This window comes from Rhodococcus sp. F64268, assembly GCF_023015605.1.
In the GTDB taxonomy this organism is placed as follows: domain Bacteria; phylum Actinomycetota; class Actinomycetes; order Mycobacteriales; family Mycobacteriaceae; genus Rhodococcus.
The window spans coordinates 706,447-728,208 of the sequence record NZ_JALKAI010000001.1; the positions used below are offsets into that span (position 1 = coordinate 706,447).

Genomic DNA, 21,762 nt, shown 5'->3' on the forward strand with positions numbered 1-21,762 from the left:
TACCTCATTTCGGTGGGAGCCTGCCCGAGTCGTGCGAGTGGGTGGAGGATCGATCGAGGAGCCATTCTGCGCAGGCGATGTCGCAGACGAGCATGGTCGCGTAGCCGCCGCAGAGGGCGCCGTGGGCCGCGCGGTGCTTCGATGCGCCGCCGGTGACCAGGATTGTCGACGGACATGAGGCGATGTCGGACAACGGTGTCGACATCGTGCGGGTTTCGAGTTCGACGTGGGCGGGTGTTCCGTCCTCTCGGAAGAACCGGCCACCGATTTCCCCGACCGCGCCCAGCTCGTCGAGCGTATCGAGCATCGCGGTGTCGAGGAAGCTGCCCTCGAACAGCGTTGTGGAGGAGGACACTGCACCGACGCCGAACATCATCACGTCGGCTCGGGAGCCCAATTCGAGCGTGCGGGAGATCACCGAGTCGGTGCGCATGGACGTGACGGTCGTGGCGTCGGCGTAGAGGGGAGTGGGGAGCCGAACCGGCTGCGCCTGAAGCTGTTCGGCGCATCGTCCGAGCACGTACTCGGTGCCGGTCTGGTAGGTGCTCGTGGTGACCGAGCCGTCCAGTTGCACGATTGTCTTGCATGTGGCCACGCCGGACGGAATCGCCTGGGCGACAGCGATGGTTTCGGGTCCCCAGGTGAATCCGAGGGTGTCGGCGGGTCGGAGGCGGCGGGTCAGGAGGGAGGCGGCCGCGCGGCCCAGCACGGCGAAGCTCGCCGAGTTGTCCACCGGCCCACGGTCGTCGACGCGAACGCCGACGACCACTGCTTCGGTGAGTCCGAATCGCTTCTCGAGCGCGTGCTCGATATCGGCGTGCAGGTCGTCGCGGAGGTGGGGAGGTGTGGCGACCTCGATGCGGACGAGGCCGTGAGTGCGGGCGCGCGCCACGAGGCGTCCGGCGGTCGCGCGGGAGACGCCGAGTCGGTCCGCCACCTGGGCCTGGGTGAGCCCGTCGAGGTAGTAGAGGGTTGCCGCGCGCAGGGCCAGGCGGAGGTCTTCGGGTGCGGCTGTGGTGTCGCCGTCCGGCGCCTTCGGTGCTGGACTGGGATTCGTCACGGAAGGGCTCTCCTCTGTGCCTGCAGCATTCGAATCTCATGAGCAAATGCGCAGGGGTGCGTTCATGTGCTCAGTAGGTTAGCATCGGAGTGTGATCTACACAACAGATTCGGCTCTTCCGGCGACGATGCGCGCGGCGGTCCTCGTCGAGCCGGGGCGGATCGAGATGGAGGAACGCCTCGTTCCCGAGCCCGCTCCCGGTGACGTGCTGATCCGGGTCGCGTCCGTGGGGGTCTGTGGATCCGATGCGCACTACTACCGTGAAGGCCGCATCGGCGAATTCGTGGTCGAGGCGCCGCTCATTCTCGGGCACGAGGCGTCCGGGACGATCGTCGCTGTCGGGGAGGGGGTGTCCGCCGAACGCATCGGGCAAAGGGTGTCGATCGAGCCGCAACGCCCCGACCCGGGCAGCGCCCCGACCCGGCGAGGCGACTACAACCTGTGTCCGCACATGCAGTTCTACGCGACGCCACCGGTCGACGGCGCGCTGTGCGAGTACGTGACCATCGGCGCACACTTCGCTCATCCAGTTCCGGACACGGTGTCCGACGATGCCGCGGCGCTGTGCGAACCGCTGTCGGTGGGGATCGCCGCGGTCCGGAAGGCGCAGGTGACGGCCGGGTCGAGCGTGCTGGTCAGCGGCGCGGGTCCGGTCGGCATCGTCACCGTCCAGGTCGCGCGTGCATTCGGGGCCGTCGACATCATCGTGACCGACCTGGACGAACACCGACGCGAGGTCGCGCGGAGATTCGGTGCCACCGTCACCCGCGATCCACGATCGGACGACATGTCGCATCTGCGGGTCGACGCCTACATCGATGCGTCCGGATCGCCCTCGGCGGTGAACTCGGGTATCCGCGCCGTCCGTCCCGCGGGCACCGTCGTACTCGTGGGGTCGGGTGCCGAGACGATGCCGATACCCGTGCAGGTGATCCAGAACCGGGAATTGGTGCTCACCGGCGTCTTCCGATACGCGAATACGTGGCCGACGGCGCTGCGTCTTCTCGAGTCCGGTCGGGTCGACCTCGATTCGATGGTCACCGCGCACTTCCCGCTCGAGAAATCTGTCGATGCCCTCGATTCCGATCGGGTCCCCGGCTCGATCAAGGCAGTTGTACACGTATCACCCACCGTGGAGGCGCAACGTGGAACCGAGTGAAGAGACCCTGCCGGAGCTGGGTATACCTACGCCGACCTATTCCCGGGACGACGTGACCGTCGGTATCGTGCATTTCGGTGTCGGGGGATTCCATCGTTCGCACCAGGCGATGTACGTCGACCGTCTCCTCGAGCAGGGCCTCGCGAAGGACTGGGGGATCTGCGGGGTCGGCGTCATGCCGGGCGATCGCCGGATGCAGGAGGCCCTCGCCGCCCAGGACAACCTCTACACGCTGGTGCTCACCCACCCCGATGGGACATGGGAACCCCGCGTGATCGGGTCGATCGTCGACTATCGGTATGCGCCCGACGAACCCGAGGCCGTCATCGAACTCCTCGCAGCGCCGAGCACGAAGATCGTCTCGTTCACCGTCACCGAGGGCGGATACAACATCCGCCACGACACCGGCGAATTCGACGTCGACAACCCGGCCATCAAGCAGGACCTGGCCTCCGAAGGACCACCTGTCACGGTGTTCGGCCTGGTCGTCGAAGCACTGGCGCGCAGACGGGCTCGGGGCATTCCGTCCCCGACGCTGATGTCCTGCGACAACATCGAGGGCAACGGCGTTGTCGCCCGCCTGGTGTTCACCTCCTATGCCCGCCTGGTGGACCCCGAACTCGCGGACTGGATCACCCAGAACACCCGTTTCCCGAACTCGATGGTCGATCGCATCACTCCCGTCACCACTGAGCGCGTGATCGACGAACTCTCGTCGCGTTTCGATGTTCAGGACCGCTGGCCCGTGGTGGCCGAGCCATTCACGACGTGGGTCCTCGAAGACGACTTCACCGACGGGCGGCCACCGCTCGAAAAGGCGGGTGTGCATCTCGTCGACGACGTCGCGCCGTACGAACTGATGAAGTTGCGACTGCTCAACGCGAGCCACCAGGGTCTCTGCTATTTCGGGTACCTGATGGGCTACCGCTATGTGCACGACGCAGCGCAGGATCCGTTGATCGCGCAGTTCCTTCTGAACTACATGGCCGATGATGCGATACCGACCCTGCGGCCGGTCCCGGGTATCGACCTCGACGAATACACCCGGACACTCATCGAGCGGTTCGCCAACCCCGAGATCAGAGACACGATCGCGCGCCTGTGCGCCGAATCGTCCGATCGCATCCCCAAGTGGCTACTGCCGGTCATCCGCGAGAATCTCGCGAGCGGCGGTCACATCGTCCGCTCCGCGGCGATCGTCGCATCCTGGGCTCGCTATGCCGAAGGCGTCGACGAACACGGCAATCCGATCGAGGTGGTGGACCGTCTCGCCGACGAACTGGTGCCACTCGCGCGCAAGCAGTACACCCACCCCGCGGTGTTCATCGAGAACACCTCGGTGTTCGGGGATCTCGCCCGGAGCGCGCGCTTCGTCGACGCGTACACCTGGGCCCTGAACTCCTTGCACAACGAGGGTGCGAAAGGCACCCTCGAAGCCCTACCTGTGGAGCCGGAATGAGTGGCCGGGCACTGATTGTCGGAGAAGCCCTCATAGACATCGTCCGTCGCGGCGACGAGAAGCCCGTCGAACACGTCGGTGGGAGCCCACTCAATGTCGCGGTCGGGTTGGGGCGGCTCGACCGGGAGGTCCGGCTCGCCACGAGTGTGGGGGCAGACGAGCGCGGCAGGCGTATCGTCGGATATCTCGACGCGTCCGGTGTCGCTCTGACCGACGGCAGCGTGTCGCCGACGAGCACCGCGACCGCGTCGGCGAGGATCGGCGACGACAACGCCGCCACATACGAATTCGATATCAGCTGGCAGCCCGAGCTACCCTCGCCGGACCCCGGTCCGGTGCTGGTCCACACGGGTTCGATCGCGACCGTGCTCGAGCCGGGATGCGACGCGGTCGCCGACCTCGTCGAGCAGCAGGCGCGCACATCGACGATCAGCTTCGACCCCAACATCCGGCCGGCACTGATCGGAGACGACCAGCGCGGACGGGAACGGATAGCGCGGCTGGTGGCACTGTCGGATGTCGTCAAGGTCAGTGACGAGGACCTGGCATGGGTCGCGCCGGGACACGACCTGCTCGACATCGCACGCGACTGGTTGTCGCGAGGACCGTCGATCGTCGCGGTCACGCGTGGAGCGTCCGGTGCCGTCGCGGTGTGTCGCGCCGGTGTCGTCGAGCTGCCTGCGAAGAAGGTCGACGTGGTCGACACCGTCGGTGCGGGCGACGCGTTCACAGTCGGCCTGCTCGACGCGCTGTGGGAACTCGGTCTCCTGGGAGCGAAGCAGCGCGAGACGCTGAGCGAGATCGGTGTCGCCGACCTCGAATCCGTATTACATGCGGCCTCTTCGATATCGGCGCTCACCGTCGCCCGTCCCGGCGCGGACCTTCCCACCCGTGCGCAACGCGACCGGGCGGTGACACCATGACGTTGGTAGCCGGCGTGGATTCGTCCACCCAATCCTGCAAGGTGATGGTGTGCGACGCGGACACCGGGGCCGTGGTCCGAGAAGGCCGAGCGACGCACCCGGACGGAACAGAAGTGGATCCTCAGGCATGGTCGGCGGCGCTCGACGAGGCGATCGCCGCGGCCGGGGGCCTCGAGGACGTCGCTGCGGTGTCGGTGGGTGCGCAACAGCATGGGATGGTGTGCCTCGACTCCTCCGGTCGGATCGTACGAGATGCTCTGCTGTGGAACGACAACAGATCCGCTGAGTCGGCAGCGGATCTGGTCCGCGATCTCGGTGGGGCCGAGGAATGGGCGGACGCAGTCGGAGTCGTGCCGGTCGCCGCGATCACCGTCGCCAAAGCCCGCTGGCTTGCCGACCACGAACCTGATAATGCTGCGCGCACAGCGGCTTTGTGCCTACCGCACGATTGGTTGACGTGGCGAATCGCAGGCAGCTCCGACCTCCGCGCGCTCGCCACCGATCGTAGCGATGCGAGCGGTACCGGCTACTTCGATGCCACTACCGGCGACTACCGTCGTGATCTGCTCGAACTTGCACTGCGCCGGTCGAGTCCGGCGTTGCCCTCCATTGCCGGGCCGGTCGATTCCGTCGGGGAAACACCTTGGGGTGCGTTGCTCGGCCCCGGAGCCGGCGACAATGCGGCTGCGGCATTGGCATTGGATGCGCGAGAAGGTGACGTCGTCGTATCGATCGGCACATCCGGCGTGGTGTGCGCGGTGTCGGCGACCGCCCCGCGCGACCCGGACGGATACGTCGCCGGGTTCGCCGACGCGACCGGGCGGCACCTACCGCTCGTGTGCACGCTCAACGGGGCCAGGGTGCTCGACGCGACCGCATCGATGCTCGGTGTCGAACGTGCAGAACTGACCCGGCTCGCGCTGTCTGCCCCCATGGGCAGCGACGGCCTCGTACTGGTGCCGTATCTCGAGGGCGAGCGGACTCCCAACCGCCCCGGCGCGACCGGCGCGATTCACGGTATGCGACTGACGAATTCGACACCCGCGCACCTGGCCCGCGCCGCCGTCGAGGGGTTGCTCTGTTCGCTGGCCGAGGGTATCGACCACATCATCGGTCAAGGCACACCGGTCCGGCGGGTGCTGATGGTCGGGGGAGGGGCGAGGTCCCAGGCCCTGTGTGAGCTCGCACCTGCGATCTTCGGTCTGCCGGTGGACGTGCCCGAACCGGGTGAGTACGTCGCCCGCGGTGCAGCACGGCAGGCCGCGTGGGTGCTGCGAGGTGGCCACGAACCCCCGAAGTGGGCGGAGGGCTCGATCAGACGTTACGAAGCCGACCCGGCCCCGCACGTCCGTCGGCGGTACGCCGAGGTACGGGATCTGACGGATGGTGTCGGCCCCTGAAACAGCGTGTCGGTGGCAGACTGGGCAGGCATGGGAGCACGAGGAAGACTTCGACAGGCGTGGGACGAGTTCGTGGGGCCCGAGGCGGGACCCGTGGAAAACACGGTCACCGCGGCGCTATCGGTACTCGGCGCTATCGGAGCACCGACACTCTCACGCCGATCGCGCGACCTGTCCGGCACCGAATCGTTGATTCTTCGCGCGTGTGCGGTCGATCTGTGGGGTGGGGCATGGGTGAACAACACTCGTGCGTGCGCCCGCTGGTACGAGCGTCCCGGCGCGTCCGGAACCGATCACCTGAAATTTGCTGCACTGCACGTACATCCGTTCGTCTTTGCTTGGTGGGATCGGGACGAGGCGAACCGCATATCGGTGTGGCTGTGGGCGGGCGCGCAGTACGGCTACATGATGGCCGCGACCGTCGCGATTCGTGCCACCCCACGATATCGGCGCCCGCTCGGTGTGGCGCTGACCGTGGGTGGCATCGCCTTGGACCGGGCACTCGGATCGTCTCGCACTGCGCCCTGGTTCGCGCCGGTGTACTACACCAAACTGCTGCTCGGTCATGCCGGAGCAAGCCTGTGGCCCGACCGGGTGCTCCGAGAACCACCTGTTCAGCTCGCCGTCGAGTGAACGATGAGGTTTCTCTTCGGTGGCGGTCAGTCCATATGACAGCCGCACGACCTATGAAGGAGCCTCGTGATGCCCGCCCTCACCCCGTGCCTGTGGTTCGACATGAACGCGCAGGAAGCCGCCGAGTTCTATACCTCCGTCTTCCCCAATTCGAAGATCCTGAGCACCTCCTACTACCCGGAGGACGGGCCGTTCCCGGCCGGTACCGTGTTGACCGTGGAATTCGAACTCGACGGTTCGCGCTTCACTGCGCTGAACGGTGGGCCGCAGTTCCAGTTCACCGAAGCGGTGTCGTTCCAGATCGACTGCGGCGACCAGGACGAAGTCGATCACTACTGGAATTCGCTCCTCGCCGACGGCGGCGAGGAATCGCAGTGCGGCTGGCTCAGAGATCGGTTCGGGCTGTCATGGCAGGTGGTGCCTCGACGAGTCGTGGAGTTGCTCGCCGACCCCGATAGGTCGGTCGCGCAGCGGGTCAGCGACGCGTTCATGAAGATGCAGAAAATCGACATAGCCATCCTGGAGGAAGCCGCACGCGGGTGAGCACCTTCCACGGAGGCACCGTGTAACTTCCGATCCATGACCACGCGTACCCAGCGGCTCGACGAACTGCCGTTCACCGCCAAGCACCGCCGCCTGCTGGCAGGGTCCGGTGTGGGCTGGGCACTCGACGCGATGGACGTCGGCCTGATCTCGTTCGTCATGGCGGCGCTGGCAGTGCAGTGGGATCTGTCGTCCACTCAACTGTCGTGGATCGGGTCCATCGGCTTCCTCGGCATGGCGATCGGTGCGTCGGTCGGTGGTCTGCTCGCCGACCGCATCGGCCGCAGGCAGGTATTCGCTGCGACGCTCCTGCTCTACGGACTGGCGACGGGCGCGGCCGCGTTGTCGACGTCGGTCGCGATGCTCATCGCGCTGCGTTTCGTGGTGGGACTCGGGCTCGGCGCCGAACTTCCGGTGGCGTCGACGCTGGTCAGCGAATTCGCGCCGCGCAAAATCCGTGGTCGCGTCGTGGTGGCGCTCGAAGCCTTCTGGGCTGCCGGGTGGCTTCTTGCAGCACTGATCGGGTACTTCGTCGTACCGCTGAACGACGACGGGTGGCGGTGGGCTCTCGCGATCGGTCTCGTTCCGGCCGCGTACGCACTTGTCGTGCGTCTGGGATTGCCGGAATCGGTGCGGTTTCTCGAGAGCAGAGGCCGCACCGATGAGGCCGAAGCGATCGTCCTCGACTACGAACGCTCCGCCGGTGTCGCGCCCCGGGCAGACGTGGCGGACGCGCCGTCCGAGACGGTGCAGGCCGAGGTTGCGCGGCGATCGATCTGGGACGCGGGGTTGCGCGCCCGCACGGCAGCGCTGTGGATCGTGTGGTTCGGCATCAACTTCTCGTACTACGGTGCCTTCATCTGGTTACCGAGCCTGCTCGTGGCGCAGGGCTTCGACCTGGTCACCTCATTCGGTTACACCCTGATCATCACCCTCGCGCAGCTTCCCGGTTACGCCGTCGCCGCGTGGCTGATCGAAGTGTGGGGCAGGCGCACCACACTTGCGCTGTTCCTGGCGGGGTCGGCGGTCTCGGCGGCGTTGTTCGGTCTCGCAGACACTCCCGGCACGATCATCGCCGCGGGAATGGCACTCTCCTTCTTCAACCTCGGCGCGTGGGGTGCGCTGTATGCAATCGGACCGGAGTTGTATCCGACGTCGGTGCGTGGATCGGGAACCGGTGCTGCCGCCGCGTTCGGGCGCCTCGCGTCCATCATCGCTCCGCTACTCGTCCCACTGCTTCTCGACGGTGGTGGAAACGGTCTGGTGTTCTCGATGTTCGCGGTGTCGTTCGTGATCGCTGCGGTTGCGGCGATCACCCTCCCGGAGCGGGCGCAGGTCGCCCTCGAGGACTAGGTGCCCGTCATGACAACGAGCGAAGAGGTCCTCGAGCTGATCGTCGGGTCGCTGCAGGACGCGACCGCGCGGCGCACGCCGTTCACCCTCGGGTATCTGGGAACGGTGGGCATCGATGGTGGACCGCGGGTTCGTGCGGTGATCCTTCGCCGCTTCGACCCGGTACGGAGCCGGGTCATGTTCGCGACCGACTCACGGTCGGAGAAAGTGCCCGAGATCCGGCGCAACCCACGTGTCGCGCTGACGATGGGCGACGATCAGCGCGCGGTGCAACTACGCGTCGAAGGCCACGCCGTCCTCGTCGACGACACCGACGAGCGGGAATCGGTGTGGGAGACGTTCGGGCCCCACAGTCGCGAGCTGTACAGTTCGCCGGCGGTCCCCGGCACGCCGATGCGAGAGCGACCGGAGGCGTTCGACGACGATGCGACCGCTTTCGAACGCTTTGCGTGGGTGGGTGTGGAACTCGAGCGGCTCGACTGGCTCGACCTGTCGGTACCCCGCCACGCGCGTTGGAAGTTCGTCCGCCGGGACAGTGGGTGGAGCGGTCAGCGTGTAGTTCCCTGACCGGCCACGTCGGCGACGACCCGCTCGGCCAGCGGCCGCGACGACGCGGGGTTCTGACCGGTGTACAGACCGCGATCGACCACGACGTGAGGTTGCCACGGATCTTCGGACGAGAAGACCGCGCCCGCTTCCTGGAGCCGATCCTGCAGCAACCAGGGGGCCTTGTCTGCGAGTCCTGCCTGCGCCTCCTCGAGGTTGGTGAAGGAGGTCAATCGGTAGCCCTCGAACAACCAACGCCCGCCCGACGCGAAAGCGGGAAGAAGTGCTGCGGGGGCGTGGCACACCATCGCGACGATCTTGTCCGAGTCGACGAAATGCCGCACGAGCTCACCGAACTTTTCGTCGACGGCAAGGTCTTCCATCGGCGCGTGGCCACCGGGCACGAACAGTAGATCGAAATCATCGGCGCGCTGGCGTTCGAGTGGTACAGCATGCTCGAGCACGGGATGCAAGTTGTGCAACGACGCTTCGAGAGCCGCGGCGCGGTCCTCTCCTCCGGCAGTGTCGGGTTCGAGGCTGGCAGGGTCAACGACCGGAGTGCGCCCGCCTGGAGTCGCGACGGTGATGGTGTAGCCGGCCTCGTCGAAGGCGGTGTAGGGCTCCACGAGTTCTTCCGCCCAGAAACCGGTGGGATGGTGGGTGCCGTCCTGAAGAGTCCAGTGATCGGCAGCGCTGACGACGAACAGGACTTCGGTCATGGCGTGGCTCCTTTCGAAGGTGTGCAGCTCGTATACCCGCTGGCCGCTCGGAGGACACGGAGAAGCGGCTCGGTCAGCTCCCTTGACCGCGTGCACCGCCTTGGGGACAGTGGAACTCTGCGGACTGCTGGCCCTCACCGACGAGCACTAGCGCTCCGGAAGTAAGCAGGGCAAATGTAAACCTCGCAGGGCTGGTGGTTGACCACTGGCCCTGCGAGGTTCCTGTTTCGTCTGCTTACTTCGGTGTGTGGTCAGGCCTAGGCGTTCCGATAGCATATGTTTCGGGGTTGGTTCCCGCCGCAAGGTGCACTGTCTGCCCTGGGCAGACAAACGGACCGATTCGGGCCGGAACCCGTAAAGGTGAGCGCATGGCAACGAACGGAAGCTCCACTTATCACGACACCCTTGTCGAAAGACTCTTTCGGCACCGCACCCTCCTCCTCACCGGCGAGGTGGACGACGAAATGGCCGAACGTGTCTGTTCGGAACTGGTGTTGCTCGCCAGCGAGGACGACCGACGCGACATCGTCCTCCACATCAACTCTCCGGGCGGATCGGTTCTCGCCGGGCTGGCTATCTACGACACGATGCGCCTCATCGCCAACGACGTGGTCACTGTCGCCGTCGGCTTCGCCGCGAGCATGGGGCAGGTGCTTCTCGCGTCGGGCACGAAAGGTAAACGGCTGAGCTTGCCGCACAGTCGCATCATGATGCACCAGCCGTCCGCAGGGTTCTCGGGTACTGCCGTCGACATCGCGATCGCGGCCGAGCACCTCGAGTACATGAAGCAGCAGTCGCAGCTGATTCTCGCCGAGGCCACCGGGCGTTCGGTGGAGGAGATCGCCCGCGACAGTGACCGCGACCGGTGGTTCACCGCCGACCAGGCTCGCGAGTACGGGATCGTCGACGCCGTCGTCGGGTCGCTGCAGGAGGTTGCTCCGTTTGCCGCAGCGCGTCGGCTCGGATTGTCCGCCGACCGGCAGGAGGACGTCCGATGAGCTCGTACACGATCCCCAACGTCATCGAACGAACACCGGGAGGGGAGCGGTCGTTCGATGTCTTCAGCCGGCTGCTCAACGAGCGGATCATCTTCTTGGGCACCGAGATCGACGACGGCGTCGCAAATGTCGTGATGGCCCAGATGCTGCACCTCGAAGCGGACTCGCCCGACCGGGAGATCGGGCTGTACATCAACTCGCCGGGCGGCTCGACCACGGCGATGCTCGCGATCTACGACACCATGCAATTCCTGCGTCCGGCCGTGGCCACCTACTGCATGGGTCAGGCCTCCTCCGCTGCCGCTGTTCTCCTGGCAGCCGGAGCACAGGGACGACGGCATGTGCTGGCACACTCGAAAGTTCTGCTGCACCAGCCGTCGGCGCAGGGGCAGGGCACCATCTCCGACCTCGCGTTGCAGGCGGCGGAGGTGATGCGGGTGCGGGCACAGACCGAGGAGATCCTCGCCGCGCACACCGGCCGTGACGTGGAGCAACTTCGTCGCGACACCGACCGGGACCGCATCTTCGTTCCGGAGGAGGCTGTCGCCTACGGACTCGCCGACCATATCGTCGTCGACCGCGGCGACGTCTAGGGGTGGGAACGCAGCGTGTCAGGGAACTGTGTACTCGGAGACACAATCGAGCGTCGTGACGTCCTGCCCGTTGTCTGCAGTGTTGGTGACTCGCGTTACTGCAGTGACGCGTCCGGTGCCTGTGTTCTGCACCGGCACGGTGAGGGTTGTTTCACCCGCTCCGATTCGTGCCGAGGTGTCGCCGACACCGCTGATTCCGCTGTCGAGGTTCGCCCACGTCACCGACGCGGCCTGTGTGTACGGTGCCGTGGTCTGTGACCGTGTGTGGAAGGTGAACGTTGCTTGCCCGTCCGCCGGAGAGGACACCGTCACGTCGCTGACGTCGATGCGGTCGAACTGGTTGGGGTCGGGGTATTCGATGCTGCAGAACGGTGTTTCGACGGGATCGGTAGGTGGAGTGAAGTCGATCGATCCCAGGGGGTTCGCGTGGGCCGCGCCTACGCTCAGTGACAGAGCAGCAGCGGTGGTGGCGACGAACGAGGTGACGACGAGACCGGGAACTTTCCGGTACATTCCTCTCCTTTGACGATTCGGCAGCGTGAGATACCACGTGTGGACGGTTGTTTCCCTGCCGATTGTGGCATTGTGCAACGAATCCGGAGACCGAAGATTCGAAATCTGTTGAATTGCTTTGTGGATCGGAGTCAGGCCGCACGCAGTTCCACTGTGGTCTGCTGTGTGGTTCCGATCGCGCGGTGTGCCGACATGCGGCGGATTCCCCGCTCGAGGAGTTGTTCCACCGGCATGCCCAGTGCCGTGCAGACCGACCCGAGTATCTCCGAGGACGGGTCTTTGCGTCCGCGCTCGATCTCGGACAGATATTGTTTCGACATCCCTACGGTGCGGGCGACTTCGTCGAGACTGCGGTCCTGGTCGAGCCGCTCGCTGCGGAGAACTTCGCCGTACACCTGACGAAGCAACCTCGGTTCGCGGGCGGCGCGGGCGGCTCCGAGATCGACGACGTTCCGTGGCTCCGTGTGCATGTCGTCCATTGTTCCGCCGGAATACGTGGAGCGGACTCGGTTCCGCTGTGGACGAACACGCGCGTATTCGGGCCCTCCGTCAAGACCGGCCGTCGACGTGACCCATACCTCGGGTGTGATGATTGCGAAGTGTGCCGTTTTCTGGAATAGTTCCAGTTATTGGACTGATTCCAGAAAATTCCCGGTCGGAGTACCATGGCCGGGGTAGCGCAAGGAGAGATTCGCATGTTCACCGCCGACCGTTTTCGCACTGTGACGCTTCCGCCGCTGGTGCTCGGCGGACTGCGTCCCCTTCATCGTCAAATGATCCGAAGCAACGTAGCGTCCGCGTCGTTCGAACACGACGCAGGTGGTGCTGTCTTCGGGATCTGTTTGACCGAGGGCCAACACGGCCCCGAGTTGCTGGTGCGCTCCCGCAGTCACGGAATCGCGTTCACGTTGGCGATGACCACGCACTTCCGCGTGGCACCTGTGCTGAGCGACGACACCTACCGTCGCCTGTGTGAGATCCTTGCTCCCGGTGAAGAACCCTCACCGGACGTCGTAGCGGGCTTCCTGCAGAGTGTGGTCGCGCAGTCGCCGGCGGTTCTGTCCCGTACGCATTCCTGCGCCGCCTGACCCTGGACTCAGGGAGATCCGCTCCCGCGACCGGCCCAGCTTCCCACATCGGTAATTGCCGTAGCGGGAAGCGAATTCGATCGCGGGAGCGGATTTTCCGTCGGTAGACCGAAGTCTAGAGGCCGGGTCGCTTACCGACGGTCAGCGTGACCTCGCCCGTGTGCGCGAAGAAGTCGTTGCCCTTGTCGTCGACGACGATGAAGGCGGGGAAGTCCTCGACGTCGATCTTCCAGACCGCTTCCATGCCGAGCTCTTCGTATTCGACGACCTCGACGTTCTTGATGCAGTCGAGTGCCAGTCGCGCGGCCGGGCCCCCGATCGAGCCGAGGTAGAAGCCGCCGTGGGTGTTGCACGCGTCGGTGACCTGCTTCGAACGGTTGCCCTTCGCGAGCATCACCATCGAACCACCCGCAGCCTGGAACTGCTCGACGTACGAGTCCATGCGACCGGCGGTGGTGGGGCCGAACGATCCGGATGCGAGCCCTTCCGGCGTCTTGGCCGGGCCGGCGTAGTACACCGGGTGATCCTTGAGGTATTGCGGCATCTCCTCGCCGGCGTCGAGCCGCTCCTTGATCTTGGCGTGCGCGATGTCGCGGGCCACGACGAGCGGGCCGGTCAGTGACAGGCGCGTCTTGACCGGGTGCTTGGACAGCTCGGCGAGGATCTCCGGCATCGGCTTGGTGAGATCGATCTTGACTGCCGCACCCTTGCCGGTGCCCGAGACACCGGAGGTCTCGGCGTCGAGCTGGCTGTCGGTGACCTCGGGCAGGAACTGGCCGGGGTTGAATTCGAGCTGCTCGAGGAACACGCCCTCGGGGGTGATCTTCGCCTTCGCCTGACGGTCGGCGGAGCAGGACACCGCAATGGCGACAGGCAGCGACGCACCGTGGCGGGGGAGACGGATGACGCGAACGTCGTGGCAGAAGTACTTGCCGCCGAACTGCGCGCCGATGCCGATCTTCTGGGTGAGCTCGAAGACCTTCTGTTCGAGGTCGTGGTCGCGGAAGCCGCGGCCGGTGATCGCGCCCTCGGTGGGGAGCTCGTCGAGGTAGTGCGCCGACGCGTACTTCGCCGTCTTGAGTGCGAACTCGGCAGACGTACCGCCGACGACGATCGCGAGGTGGTAGGGCGGGCACGCGGCGGTGCCGAGCGAACGAATCTTGGCCTCGAGGAACTGCATCATCGAGTCCGGATTCAGGATCGCCTTGGTCTCCTGGTACAGGTACGACTTGTTGGCCGATCCGCCACCCTTGGCCATGAACAGGAACTTGTACGAGTTCTCATGGCCCTTCGCGGTGTCGGCGTACAGCTCGATCTGCGCGGGAAGGTTGTTGCCCGTGTTCTTCTCCTCCCACATGGTGAGGGGAGCGTTCTGCGAGTAGCGCAGGTTCAGCCTGGTGTACGCGTCGTACACGCCGCGCGCGATCGACTCCTCGTCGTCGCCGGGTGTGAGTACCTGCTGACCCCGCTTGCCCATGACGATCGCGGTGCCGGTGTCCTGGCACATCGGCAGCACACCGGCCGCCGCGATGTTCGCGTTCTTCAGGAGGTCCAAGGCGACGAACTTGTCGTTGTTCGATGCCTCGGGATCGTCGAGGATGCTCGCGAGCTGCTTCAGGTGGTCGGTGCGCAGGTAATGCGAGATGTCGTGAAGCGCGGTCTCGGTGAGCAGCCGCATCGCCTCGGGTTCGACCTTCAGGAAAGTGCGTCCGTCAGGTCCTTCGACGGTGGACACCCCCTCGCTGGTCAGCAGCCGATATTCGGTGGGGTCTTCCCCGATCGGCAGCAGGTCCTCGTAGAGGAAGTCGGCCATTGTTTCTCCTGAAAAGAGGCTGAGGTTCGCCAATCAGATTAGTCGCGTCGACGCAAGGCCTTGACAACGGGGCGTGTGACGCATCCCTCGAGTGTGCGGATCGTGATGTGCGTCACGGGGATCGGTTGGTTCGGTCCGTATACTGGGGGAGATGTTCTCGAGCAACCCGCACGTAACCTCCCGTTTCCCTGTATCACACCTGGTGGAGAGGGTTCGCGCGTGACTGTCGAAGCAGAACGGATCGTCCCGATCGTCCGACGGGTTCCACAGTTCCACGCATGGGTCGACGTGTGCGTCGTCGTCGCAGTACTCGTCGCCACGAATCTTGTCGCGCACTTCACCACCGTCTGGGCATCGATTGCCACAGTCCCCATCGCTGCCGCAGTGCTCGTCGCGATCATGCGGCAGCGTGGCATGCACTGGAACGAACTCGGGCTGTCGCCGCGGCATTGGAAGCGCGGCACGCTCTACTCGGTGGGCGCGATCGGGCTGGTCCTCGCCGTGGTTGCCATCGGCATCGCGCTACCGTTCACCAGGCAGTTCTTCCTGTCCGAACGGTACGCGACCGTGTCCGGCGCACTGGTTGCGTCGATGATCATCATCCCGTTGCAGACCGTCATCCCCGAGGAACTCGCCTTCCGCGGTGTCCTGCACGGCACCCTCGAGCGTGTGTGGGGAGCCCGAGGTGTCTTCGCGGTCGGGTCATTGCTGTTCGGCCTGTGGCACATCGCATCGTCGTTCGGGCTGACCGCGGGCAACGCCGGACTGAGCGCTTTCCTCGGCGCCGGAATCTGGGCACAGCTCGCAGGGATCGCCGGCGCCGTGATCGCGACCGCAGCGGCAGGGTTCGTGTTCACCTGGCTCCGCCGGCGGAGCGGCAGCATCCTCGCGCCGATCGCGTTGCACTGGTCGCTCAACGGCGCCGGGGCGCTCGCGGCAGCGCTCGTGTGGCACGTCACCGTGGCCTGACGAAGCCATGCCGCCTCGCGAACGCTTCGGCTGATGGCACTCGCCGTCTGCTTGCTCTTCGACGCCGACACCGACCGTGCGGTACGGCGACTGTGGGAACGCCTCGAGGACGACGGCATCTCCACGCTCCTCACCCACACACATTGCAGGCACGTACCGCACCTGTCGTACGCGGTGCTGCGGACCTACGACACGGGTCGACTCCTCGCGGCGCTCGACGCGTTGCCCGCAGCCGACCCGATCCCACTGAGGTTCGATGCTGTCGGCCTGTTTCGCAGGGGCCGGGCATGCCTGATCCCGGCGCCCACCGCGGATCTTCTCGTACGGCAGGAACTCGTGGTGCGTGCGGTGGAGAGCACCGGCGCCGAACTGCACCGCCACTACAGGCCGCGGTCGTGGACACCCCACTGTTCGCTCAGTCCGAGGACCCGGCGCGACGAACTCCCACGGTTGACCGCGGTCGTCTACGACGTGCTACCCATCGAAGCCACGGTGACGCGGGCGGAGCTCATCGACACCGTGACCGGAGAGCGGTACCGGCTGCAGAATCTGCCTTGACGCGGGATCAGTCGTCGGGATTCTCGACCCAGTGCCCGTAGGGTGGCGGTCCCTCGCTCTGGATCTGGATGCCGAACACCGGCGAGTGCTTCCACACATACCCGTGAAGCACGTGTTCTTCGGACGAGGACTTGTTCGTGACCACGATGTCCCCGGTCGAACGTTCTTCGACGGCGAATCCGTCTTTCCGCCCGTCGATCACCCACCATTTCGCAGTGCTCATGATCGGTCGCCTCCGGATCAGTTCGAACAGCTTCCTCTCGAACCGTACGCCCATGACGCCCGGTGAGAACAGGGTTCGCGCTACGCCCTCAGCCGTGCAGCGCAGCGGCGGTCGCGTCGTCGGCCGGGTAGAACGCCTCGATCGCGAGTTCGGAGACGGTCACGTCGAGCGGTGTCCCGAACAAGGTGGTGGTGCTCAAGAACGACAGCTCGCCGTCGTCGGTGCGTACCCGCAGGGGCACCACGAGCGAATGCGGCTCCTCCGGCTCGTCCGGGTCGTCGCACGGATAGCGGGACAGTTCGTCGTACAAGCGCAGGAGAACGGGGTCGGCGGTCGCGCCGATCTGATAACGGAGCCGGACCAGCAGATGGGAACGCCACTGTCCCAGATTCGCGATCCGCGGGGCCAGCCCGTTCGGATGCAACGACAGGCGCAGCACATTGACCGGTGGTTCGAGCAATTCCGGTGAGCAGCCCGCAACGAGTGCTCCGATGGCTTCGTTGGCGTCGATCATCGTCCAGTGCCGATCCACGACCAGCGCGGGAAACGGCTGGTGTGATCGCAGAATTCGCGTGATGGCATCGGACACCGCGGACATCGGTACGTCGCCGAGCCGATGCTCGGGATAGGCCGGTGCCAGACCCGCGGCCATCAAGATCGAATTCTGCTCGCGCAGAGGTATTTCCAACTCCTCACAGATCTTCAACAGCATGTCGCGGGAGGCGCGCGACCGGCCGGTTTCGACGAAACTCACGTGTCGCGCAGAGACGCCCGCGCGGTTCGCGAGCGTGAGCTGGCTGAGTCCTCGACGTTCTCGCCAGTGTCGCAGCATCGCGCCCGCCGGTTCCGACTGCATCGTCGTCATGCGTCGACCCTACGGACGCGAGGGAAGTGTTGCCATTACCTGATGGGTAATCGATCTGTGGCGCCCGATATTGCAGAGTCGTCGGCATGACCGCATACGCAATCGCTCACCTCAGTTCCGTCGACTTCGGCGCGGACATCATCCGATACCTCGAGAAGATCGATGACACGTTCGCTCCGTACGGAGGACGTTTCCTTGTTCACGGGGTCGACCCGGAGGTGCTGGAAGGACCTTTCCCCGGGTTTGTGATCGTCATCGAATTCCCCGACATCGCGCGAGCCCGCGGATGGTACGACTCACCCGGGTATCAGGAGATCCTCCCGCTCCGCACGGAGAACTCCGACGGTGTCGCCGTCCTCGTCGAGGGGACGGCGGACGGCTACCGCGCGACCGACTACCTCGTGAAGGTGACCGGTCGCGCCTGATCACTGCGCGAGGATGCCTGCCGCCCGAGCGGGCGCTGCGTACGCCTCGGCCAGGGAGTCGACGGTGTCGTGGGCATTGAGACCGCTCGGATTGGGGACCACCCACAGCGGAACGCCGGCGATCGTCTCCTCCTGCACGCCGGAAACGGCTTTGCGGCGCCCGAAGGCTGCGCGGTACGCGGTGATTCCCGCAACCGCGACGACGCGAGGTTGCCATCGCGCGACCACCTCTGCCAATCGCTCAGGGCCGGCGCGTAATTCGTCGGTGGTGAGCTCATCCGCACGCGCCGTGGCGCGGGGTGCCAGATTGGTGATGCCGATGCCGCGCTCGAGAAGGTGCGCGGTATCGGCTTCGCTCAGGCCGGAGGTGGGGTCGACAGCGCGGGTGAGGATGCCGGCCCGCAGCAAGGCGGGGTAGAACCGGTTGCCCGGTCGCGCGAAATGGGCTCCGGTCGCGGCCGTCCACAATCCGGGATTGATGCCGACGAACAGCAGCCGGCAGCCGTCGCCGATCAGGTCGGGGACGACGGCATCGCGGAAGGACTCGAGCTCGGCGCGTGTGAAACCCACACGCTCACACTAGGAGATCTCGGGTAGCCATGCTCCGTGCAGCCCCGAGGGCACCCGGATCGGCAGCTGCACCTGCGCCACCGGACCGGTTGCGGGATCCTCGGCGGGGAAGATCAGGAAACTACTGGTCATGTCGGTGCGGTCGGTGGCGATCGTGCCCCAGTAACCCGGTCCTCCGGACGAACTCGACAGGTACGCGGGTTCGCCCACGGCGTAGTCGCCCGCGTCCCACGTCGTATCGGTGTTTGCGACCACGTCGAACCAGCACAGCGCGTCCGCGTCGCCCGGCGGAATCCGGCGCTCTCCGGTCTTGCCGACCGTCGCCACCGTCCGGTGCTCGCCGGTCAGGAGGCGGTCGTCGACGCGAGGGAACTCGATGGTGCGTTCGGCGAACGGTGTCCGGGTGACTCCGGATTCGGAGATCACCGCGCGTGTGAGTGAACCGGGGTTCGGCTCGTTCGACTCGATGATTCCGCCCGGATACCGCCATTCGACGTAGTCGAGTGCGACATCGCCGTTACGCATGTCGAAGGCGTTGGCCGTGTGCCAGACCCAGAACGTGTCGGTGGTGTGCCAGCGCACCACGCTGCCGTCGCGGGGGATCAGCGCGATCCGGGTGCCGAGGTCCGGCAGCCAGGTCAGGGGCGAAGCGCCGGAGAAGATCCGCTCCATCTGGAACACACATGGGGAGAGGATGAGCACGATGTAGCGCGACGTCAGTGCCATGTCGTGGATCATCAGCGGTCGGTCCGCCCCGGCAACGGGCGTCGGGGGGCGGATGACCGTGCCCGCGGCATCGATCACCGACCAGGTGAGATACGGGGCTTCGAGCATGTAGCAGAACGCCACCATCTCGCCGGTGTTCGGATCGACCTTCGGGTGGGCGGTGAGGCCGACGGGCAGGCCGCCGTCGAAGGTGTCGCGGGCGAGTGTCTCGAGCTCGGATCCGAGTGTGTACGGCGGCGCACCCTCTGCGAGAGCGAACAATTTGCCGCCGTGCCGGATCACGTTGATGTCGGGGAGTTCGCGCATGCTGTTCGCGAGATCCGGGCCCACCTCGTCTGCGGACGGGAAATACGGGTCGGTGATCCCGGCCCACAGCGCACGTCCGGCCTTCTCCTCCGCGACCACATTGGGAGTGCGGACGAACCTGTTGGTGTACCGCACTGTGCCATCGCCGATTTCGACGCGGTGCACCATCGCGTCGCCGTCCAGCGGATAGACGTAGGTGCCGATCGGATCGAACCTGGGGTTCGGCCCGTTCCGCAGATAACTACCCTGTAGATCCGGTGGCAGCTCACCGGATACCGGGAGATTCGCCACGTCCACTTCGTCGCGTTGCGGGGCGAACACCCCGCTCAGGTAGGGGTTGTGGGCCAGATCGACTGGTGCGGGGCGATTCACGGCCGGCCCGCAGATCTCGTGGGGAGCACGGACTCAATCGTAGGGCGCACGGCAGGTGACCACGCCGAAAACGGGCACCGCCGATCCGATAGGGTGTTTCCCGACCTGTAGGAGCGACGGGCGGCACTGGGCAGCGCCGCAACGATTGGGGAAGGTGTGCAGCGCCGAAACGTTGTCGGAAACCCCCTCGGGAACACCGCGAGTACTGCGAGTGCAACCGGCGACGAGTGCGCGCTCCCGCCCTATACGGAACTGTTGTGGCCGACCCTGCAGGCAGTGATCGGGCTGGGTGGATCCGGCGCGATAGACGAGATCGACGCTGCTGTCTCGGACCGCGTGGGGCTGTCCGAGGCGGCACGTGCGGTACTGCACGGCGACGGCCCTGGGACGGAGATCGAATACCGCGTGGCCTGGGCGCGCACCTACCTCAAGGGCATGGGGCTGCTCGCCAACGCACGTCGCGGCGTGTGGAGCGCCACCGATCAGGGGCGTGCGGTGCGGGAATCCGAGATCAGGCCCATGCAGATCGCCTACACCACCGAGAAGCGGCGCAAGCGGATCGGCCGGAACTCGTCGGGTGCGCAGGTCGTGCCGCTCGTCGCGGCTCCCGAAGATCCGGAATTGTGGCGTGAACCGCTGCTGGGTGCCGTCACAGACCTTTCCGATGCCGGTTTCGAACGGTTGGTCACCGCTGTGCTCCGCGCGGCCGGGTTCACGACGCTGACGACCCTCGACCCGGATGAGAGCACCGACACCGATGTCGTCGAGGGCACCGGCGTGCTGCGAGTGTCGCTGCTGAGCTTCTCGGTCTTCTTCCGCTTCGTCCGCGGCCGCGAGCGGGTGGGTGCAGATGTTGTACGAGAGTTCCGTGCGGCGATGGTCGGCCGAGGCGAGAAGGGTCTGCTGGTGTCGACCGGCGAGTTCACCGACGACGCCAGGGCGGAGGCCCATCGGCACGGAGCTCCGCCGATCGATCTGGTCGACGGCGAAGGCCTGTGCGATCTGCTCAAGGAGCACCGGCTTGGGGTACGCACCACGGTGCGGACCGTCGAGGATGTCGCACTGGTGCCTGCGTTCTTCGCAGATCTTGCCGGTTACTGATTTCCTTCGTAGCACCGGGCAAATCGGGCGCCTTCGTCGATGTGACAGGTGAGCCCGGTGGTGCTGTGGTGCAATACCGGGTGGTATCTACCCCACCAGTGAAGCGAGCGCGCATGACACTCACCCGTCGGGAACTGCTGCGGTATACGGCGATCGGATCAGGAGCCGTGGTTGCCTCCGCGCTCGCCGCGCCGGGGATCGCCCAGGGACGCGAGGTGCTCGGCACCATCGTCGACTACTCCGCCGGTGTACCGTCCCCGGCCTCGATCCGTTCCGCGGGGCATATCGGTGCGATCCGCTACGTTTCCGACCGCCGACCGGGTGCCGAATGGATGTTGGGCAAGCCGCTCACCGAAAGCGAGGCCGATGCGCTCATCGGCAGCGGCCTCGAAGTGGTGTCGAACTACCAGTTCGGAAAGGGCGAGACCTCCGACTGGCTCGGTGGCTACCAGGCCGGGTTGAAACACGCGCGACGCGGACTCGAACTGCATCGCGCGGCGGGGGGACCCGACGATCGGCCGATCTATGCCTCGATCGACGACAATCCGACCTTCGTGCAGTTCACCACTCAGATCGTCCCGTATCTGCTTGCATGGCAGGAAGTGGTCGGACCTTCGAACACCGGCGTGTATGCGAATTCGCCGACAATCGAGTGGGCGTCTGCCGTCGGACTCGGGGCCTTCTACTGGCAGCACAACTGGGGAACACCCAAGGGCTTCGTCCACGGGGCAGCGCACCTGCACCAGGTGTCCGGGGGTGAGATCGACGGTATCGGTATCGACGTGAACAACATCCTTGCCGCCGACTACGGACAGTGGTCACTGTCGAAACTCTGAGTTCGGTGACC

General features: G+C 65.7%; 25 protein-coding genes. 16 read left to right on the top strand and 9 right to left on the bottom strand.

All coding sequences use genetic code 11. From position 1 onward, the window contains the following. Positions 1-4 precede the first annotated feature (4 nt). The gene (locus tag MWU77_RS03375) at positions 5-1,060 is read right to left on the bottom strand and encodes a sugar-binding transcriptional regulator (RefSeq protein WP_247272931.1); all 1,056 of its coding nucleotides are present in this window, start codon (positions 1,058-1,060) and stop codon (positions 5-7) included. 127 nt (positions 1,061-1,187) lie between these two features. On the opposite strand from MWU77_RS03375, the gene MWU77_RS03380 reads away from it, so the two are divergent. The 8 genes from MWU77_RS03380 (at position 1,188) to MWU77_RS03415 (ending at position 9,097) form a co-directional block, all read left to right on the top strand. After that, positions 1,188-2,219 carry an NAD(P)-dependent alcohol dehydrogenase gene (locus tag MWU77_RS03380; RefSeq protein ID WP_169687974.1) on the top strand — a complete coding sequence of 344 codons (1,032 nt, stop codon included), beginning with the start codon at positions 1,188-1,190 and terminating at the stop codon, positions 2,217-2,219. After that, positions 2,206-3,678 (top strand): mannitol dehydrogenase family protein, encoded by a 1,473-nt coding sequence (locus MWU77_RS03385; RefSeq protein WP_374229800.1) that lies wholly within the window; start codon positions 2,206-2,208, stop codon positions 3,676-3,678. Before MWU77_RS03380 ends, MWU77_RS03385 begins: the two co-directional genes overlap by 14 nt. Then, the gene (locus tag MWU77_RS03390) at positions 3,675-4,601 is read left to right on the top strand and encodes a carbohydrate kinase (protein WP_247272932.1); all 927 of its coding nucleotides are present in this window, start codon (positions 3,675-3,677) and stop codon (positions 4,599-4,601) included. Before MWU77_RS03385 ends, MWU77_RS03390 begins: the two co-directional genes overlap by 4 nt. Continuing rightward, positions 4,598-6,001, top strand: a complete 1,404-nt coding sequence (locus tag MWU77_RS03395) for an FGGY family carbohydrate kinase (protein WP_169687650.1) — start codon at positions 4,598-4,600, stop codon at positions 5,999-6,001. Before MWU77_RS03390 ends, MWU77_RS03395 begins: the two co-directional genes overlap by 4 nt. A 30-nt stretch (positions 6,002-6,031) precedes the next feature. Next, positions 6,032-6,634, top strand: coding sequence for a hypothetical protein (locus MWU77_RS03400; RefSeq protein WP_169687649.1), 603 nt, complete (start codon positions 6,032-6,034; stop codon positions 6,632-6,634). Between the two features lie 69 nt (positions 6,635-6,703). Next, positions 6,704-7,177 (top strand): VOC family protein, encoded by a 474-nt coding sequence (locus MWU77_RS03405; RefSeq protein ID WP_169687648.1) that lies wholly within the window; start codon positions 6,704-6,706, stop codon positions 7,175-7,177. A gap of 36 nt (positions 7,178-7,213) precedes the next feature. Beyond that, complete coding sequence (locus tag MWU77_RS03410; RefSeq protein ID WP_247272933.1) at positions 7,214-8,530, top strand: MFS transporter; 1,317 nt, start codon at positions 7,214-7,216, stop codon at positions 8,528-8,530. A 9-nt stretch (positions 8,531-8,539) separates the two neighbouring features. Then, complete coding sequence (locus MWU77_RS03415; RefSeq protein ID WP_169687646.1) at positions 8,540-9,097, top strand: pyridoxamine 5'-phosphate oxidase family protein; 558 nt, start codon at positions 8,540-8,542, stop codon at positions 9,095-9,097. Here MWU77_RS03415 and MWU77_RS03420 read toward each other — a convergent pair. Next, the gene (locus MWU77_RS03420) at positions 9,079-9,795 is read right to left on the bottom strand and encodes a type 1 glutamine amidotransferase domain-containing protein (protein ID WP_247272934.1); all 717 of its coding nucleotides are present in this window, start codon (positions 9,793-9,795) and stop codon (positions 9,079-9,081) included. The genes MWU77_RS03415 and MWU77_RS03420 overlap by 19 nt on opposite strands. Positions 9,796-10,163: 368 nt before the next feature. On the opposite strand from MWU77_RS03420, the gene MWU77_RS03425 reads away from it, so the two are divergent. Next, positions 10,164-10,793: a ClpP family protease gene (locus MWU77_RS03425; protein ID WP_169687644.1), complete on the top strand. Its 630-nt coding sequence runs from the start codon at positions 10,164-10,166 to the stop codon at positions 10,791-10,793. After that, a complete protein-coding gene (locus MWU77_RS03430) occupies positions 10,790-11,386 on the top strand; it encodes an ATP-dependent Clp protease proteolytic subunit (RefSeq protein WP_169687643.1) in 597 nt (198 codons plus the stop codon). Before MWU77_RS03425 ends, MWU77_RS03430 begins: the two co-directional genes overlap by 4 nt. 18 nt (positions 11,387-11,404) lie before the next feature. Here the strand turns inward: MWU77_RS03430 and MWU77_RS03435 are convergent, their stop codons facing one another. Together MWU77_RS03435 and MWU77_RS03440 are read right to left on the bottom strand one after the other, a co-directional pair. Continuing rightward, positions 11,405-11,899 (bottom strand): hypothetical protein, encoded by a 495-nt coding sequence (locus tag MWU77_RS03435; RefSeq protein ID WP_169687642.1) that lies wholly within the window; start codon positions 11,897-11,899, stop codon positions 11,405-11,407. A gap of 131 nt (positions 11,900-12,030) precedes the next feature. After that, a complete protein-coding gene (locus tag MWU77_RS03440) occupies positions 12,031-12,369 on the bottom strand; it encodes a helix-turn-helix domain-containing protein (RefSeq protein WP_169687641.1) in 339 nt (112 codons plus the stop codon). Between the two features lie 225 nt (positions 12,370-12,594). Between MWU77_RS03440 and MWU77_RS03445 the strand changes: the two genes are divergently transcribed. Continuing rightward, complete coding sequence (locus MWU77_RS03445) at positions 12,595-12,987, top strand: hypothetical protein (RefSeq protein ID WP_247272935.1); 393 nt, start codon at positions 12,595-12,597, stop codon at positions 12,985-12,987. Between the two features lie 115 nt (positions 12,988-13,102). On the opposite strand, the gene MWU77_RS03450 is transcribed toward MWU77_RS03445, so the two are convergent. After that, the gene (locus MWU77_RS03450) at positions 13,103-14,800 is read right to left on the bottom strand and encodes a fumarate hydratase (protein WP_169687639.1); all 1,698 of its coding nucleotides are present in this window, start codon (positions 14,798-14,800) and stop codon (positions 13,103-13,105) included. Between the two features lie 219 nt (positions 14,801-15,019). Between MWU77_RS03450 and MWU77_RS03455 the strand changes: the two genes are divergently transcribed. Then, entirely contained in the window at positions 15,020-15,769 is a 750-nt protein-coding gene (locus tag MWU77_RS03455; RefSeq protein WP_247272936.1) for a CPBP family intramembrane glutamic endopeptidase, read from the top strand. A 33-nt stretch (positions 15,770-15,802) separates the two neighbouring features. Continuing rightward, on the top strand, positions 15,803-16,327 hold the full coding sequence (locus MWU77_RS03460) for a 2'-5' RNA ligase family protein (RefSeq protein WP_169687638.1): 525 nt from the start codon (positions 15,803-15,805) through the stop codon (positions 16,325-16,327). 7 nt (positions 16,328-16,334) lie between these two features. Here the strand turns inward: MWU77_RS03460 and MWU77_RS03465 are convergent, their stop codons facing one another. Together MWU77_RS03465 and MWU77_RS03470 are read right to left on the bottom strand one after the other, a co-directional pair. Beyond that, positions 16,335-16,550 carry a maltose regulon activator MalT gene (locus tag MWU77_RS03465; RefSeq protein WP_169687637.1) on the bottom strand — a complete coding sequence of 72 codons (216 nt, stop codon included), beginning with the start codon at positions 16,548-16,550 and terminating at the stop codon, positions 16,335-16,337. A gap of 88 nt (positions 16,551-16,638) precedes the next feature. Continuing rightward, positions 16,639-17,415 carry a helix-turn-helix domain-containing protein gene (locus tag MWU77_RS03470; protein ID WP_169687636.1) on the bottom strand — a complete coding sequence of 259 codons (777 nt, stop codon included), beginning with the start codon at positions 17,413-17,415 and terminating at the stop codon, positions 16,639-16,641. An 86-nt stretch (positions 17,416-17,501) separates the two neighbouring features. Here MWU77_RS03470 and MWU77_RS03475 point away from each other — a divergent pair, with 86 nt between their 5' ends. Next, on the top strand, positions 17,502-17,840 hold the full coding sequence (locus MWU77_RS03475) for a DUF1330 domain-containing protein (protein WP_169687635.1): 339 nt from the start codon (positions 17,502-17,504) through the stop codon (positions 17,838-17,840). Here MWU77_RS03475 and MWU77_RS03480 read toward each other — a convergent pair whose 3' ends face one another. Together MWU77_RS03480 and MWU77_RS03485 are read right to left on the bottom strand one after the other, a co-directional pair. After that, positions 17,841-18,410: a mismatch-specific DNA-glycosylase gene (locus tag MWU77_RS03480; RefSeq protein WP_169687634.1), complete on the bottom strand. Its 570-nt coding sequence runs from the start codon at positions 18,408-18,410 to the stop codon at positions 17,841-17,843. Positions 18,411-18,419: 9 nt separating this feature from the next. After that, positions 18,420-19,814, bottom strand: coding sequence for a carotenoid oxygenase family protein (locus MWU77_RS03485; protein ID WP_247272937.1), 1,395 nt, complete (start codon positions 19,812-19,814; stop codon positions 18,420-18,422). 156 nt (positions 19,815-19,970) lie between these two features. On the opposite strand from MWU77_RS03485, the gene MWU77_RS03490 reads away from it, so the two are divergent. Together MWU77_RS03490 and MWU77_RS03495 are read left to right on the top strand one after the other, a co-directional pair. Beyond that, positions 19,971-20,915, top strand: coding sequence for a winged helix-turn-helix domain-containing protein (locus MWU77_RS03490; protein ID WP_247272938.1), 945 nt, complete (start codon positions 19,971-19,973; stop codon positions 20,913-20,915). A gap of 113 nt (positions 20,916-21,028) precedes the next feature. Next, entirely contained in the window at positions 21,029-21,751 is a 723-nt protein-coding gene (locus tag MWU77_RS03495; protein WP_169687631.1) for a DUF1906 domain-containing protein, read from the top strand. Positions 21,752-21,762 lie beyond the last annotated feature (11 nt).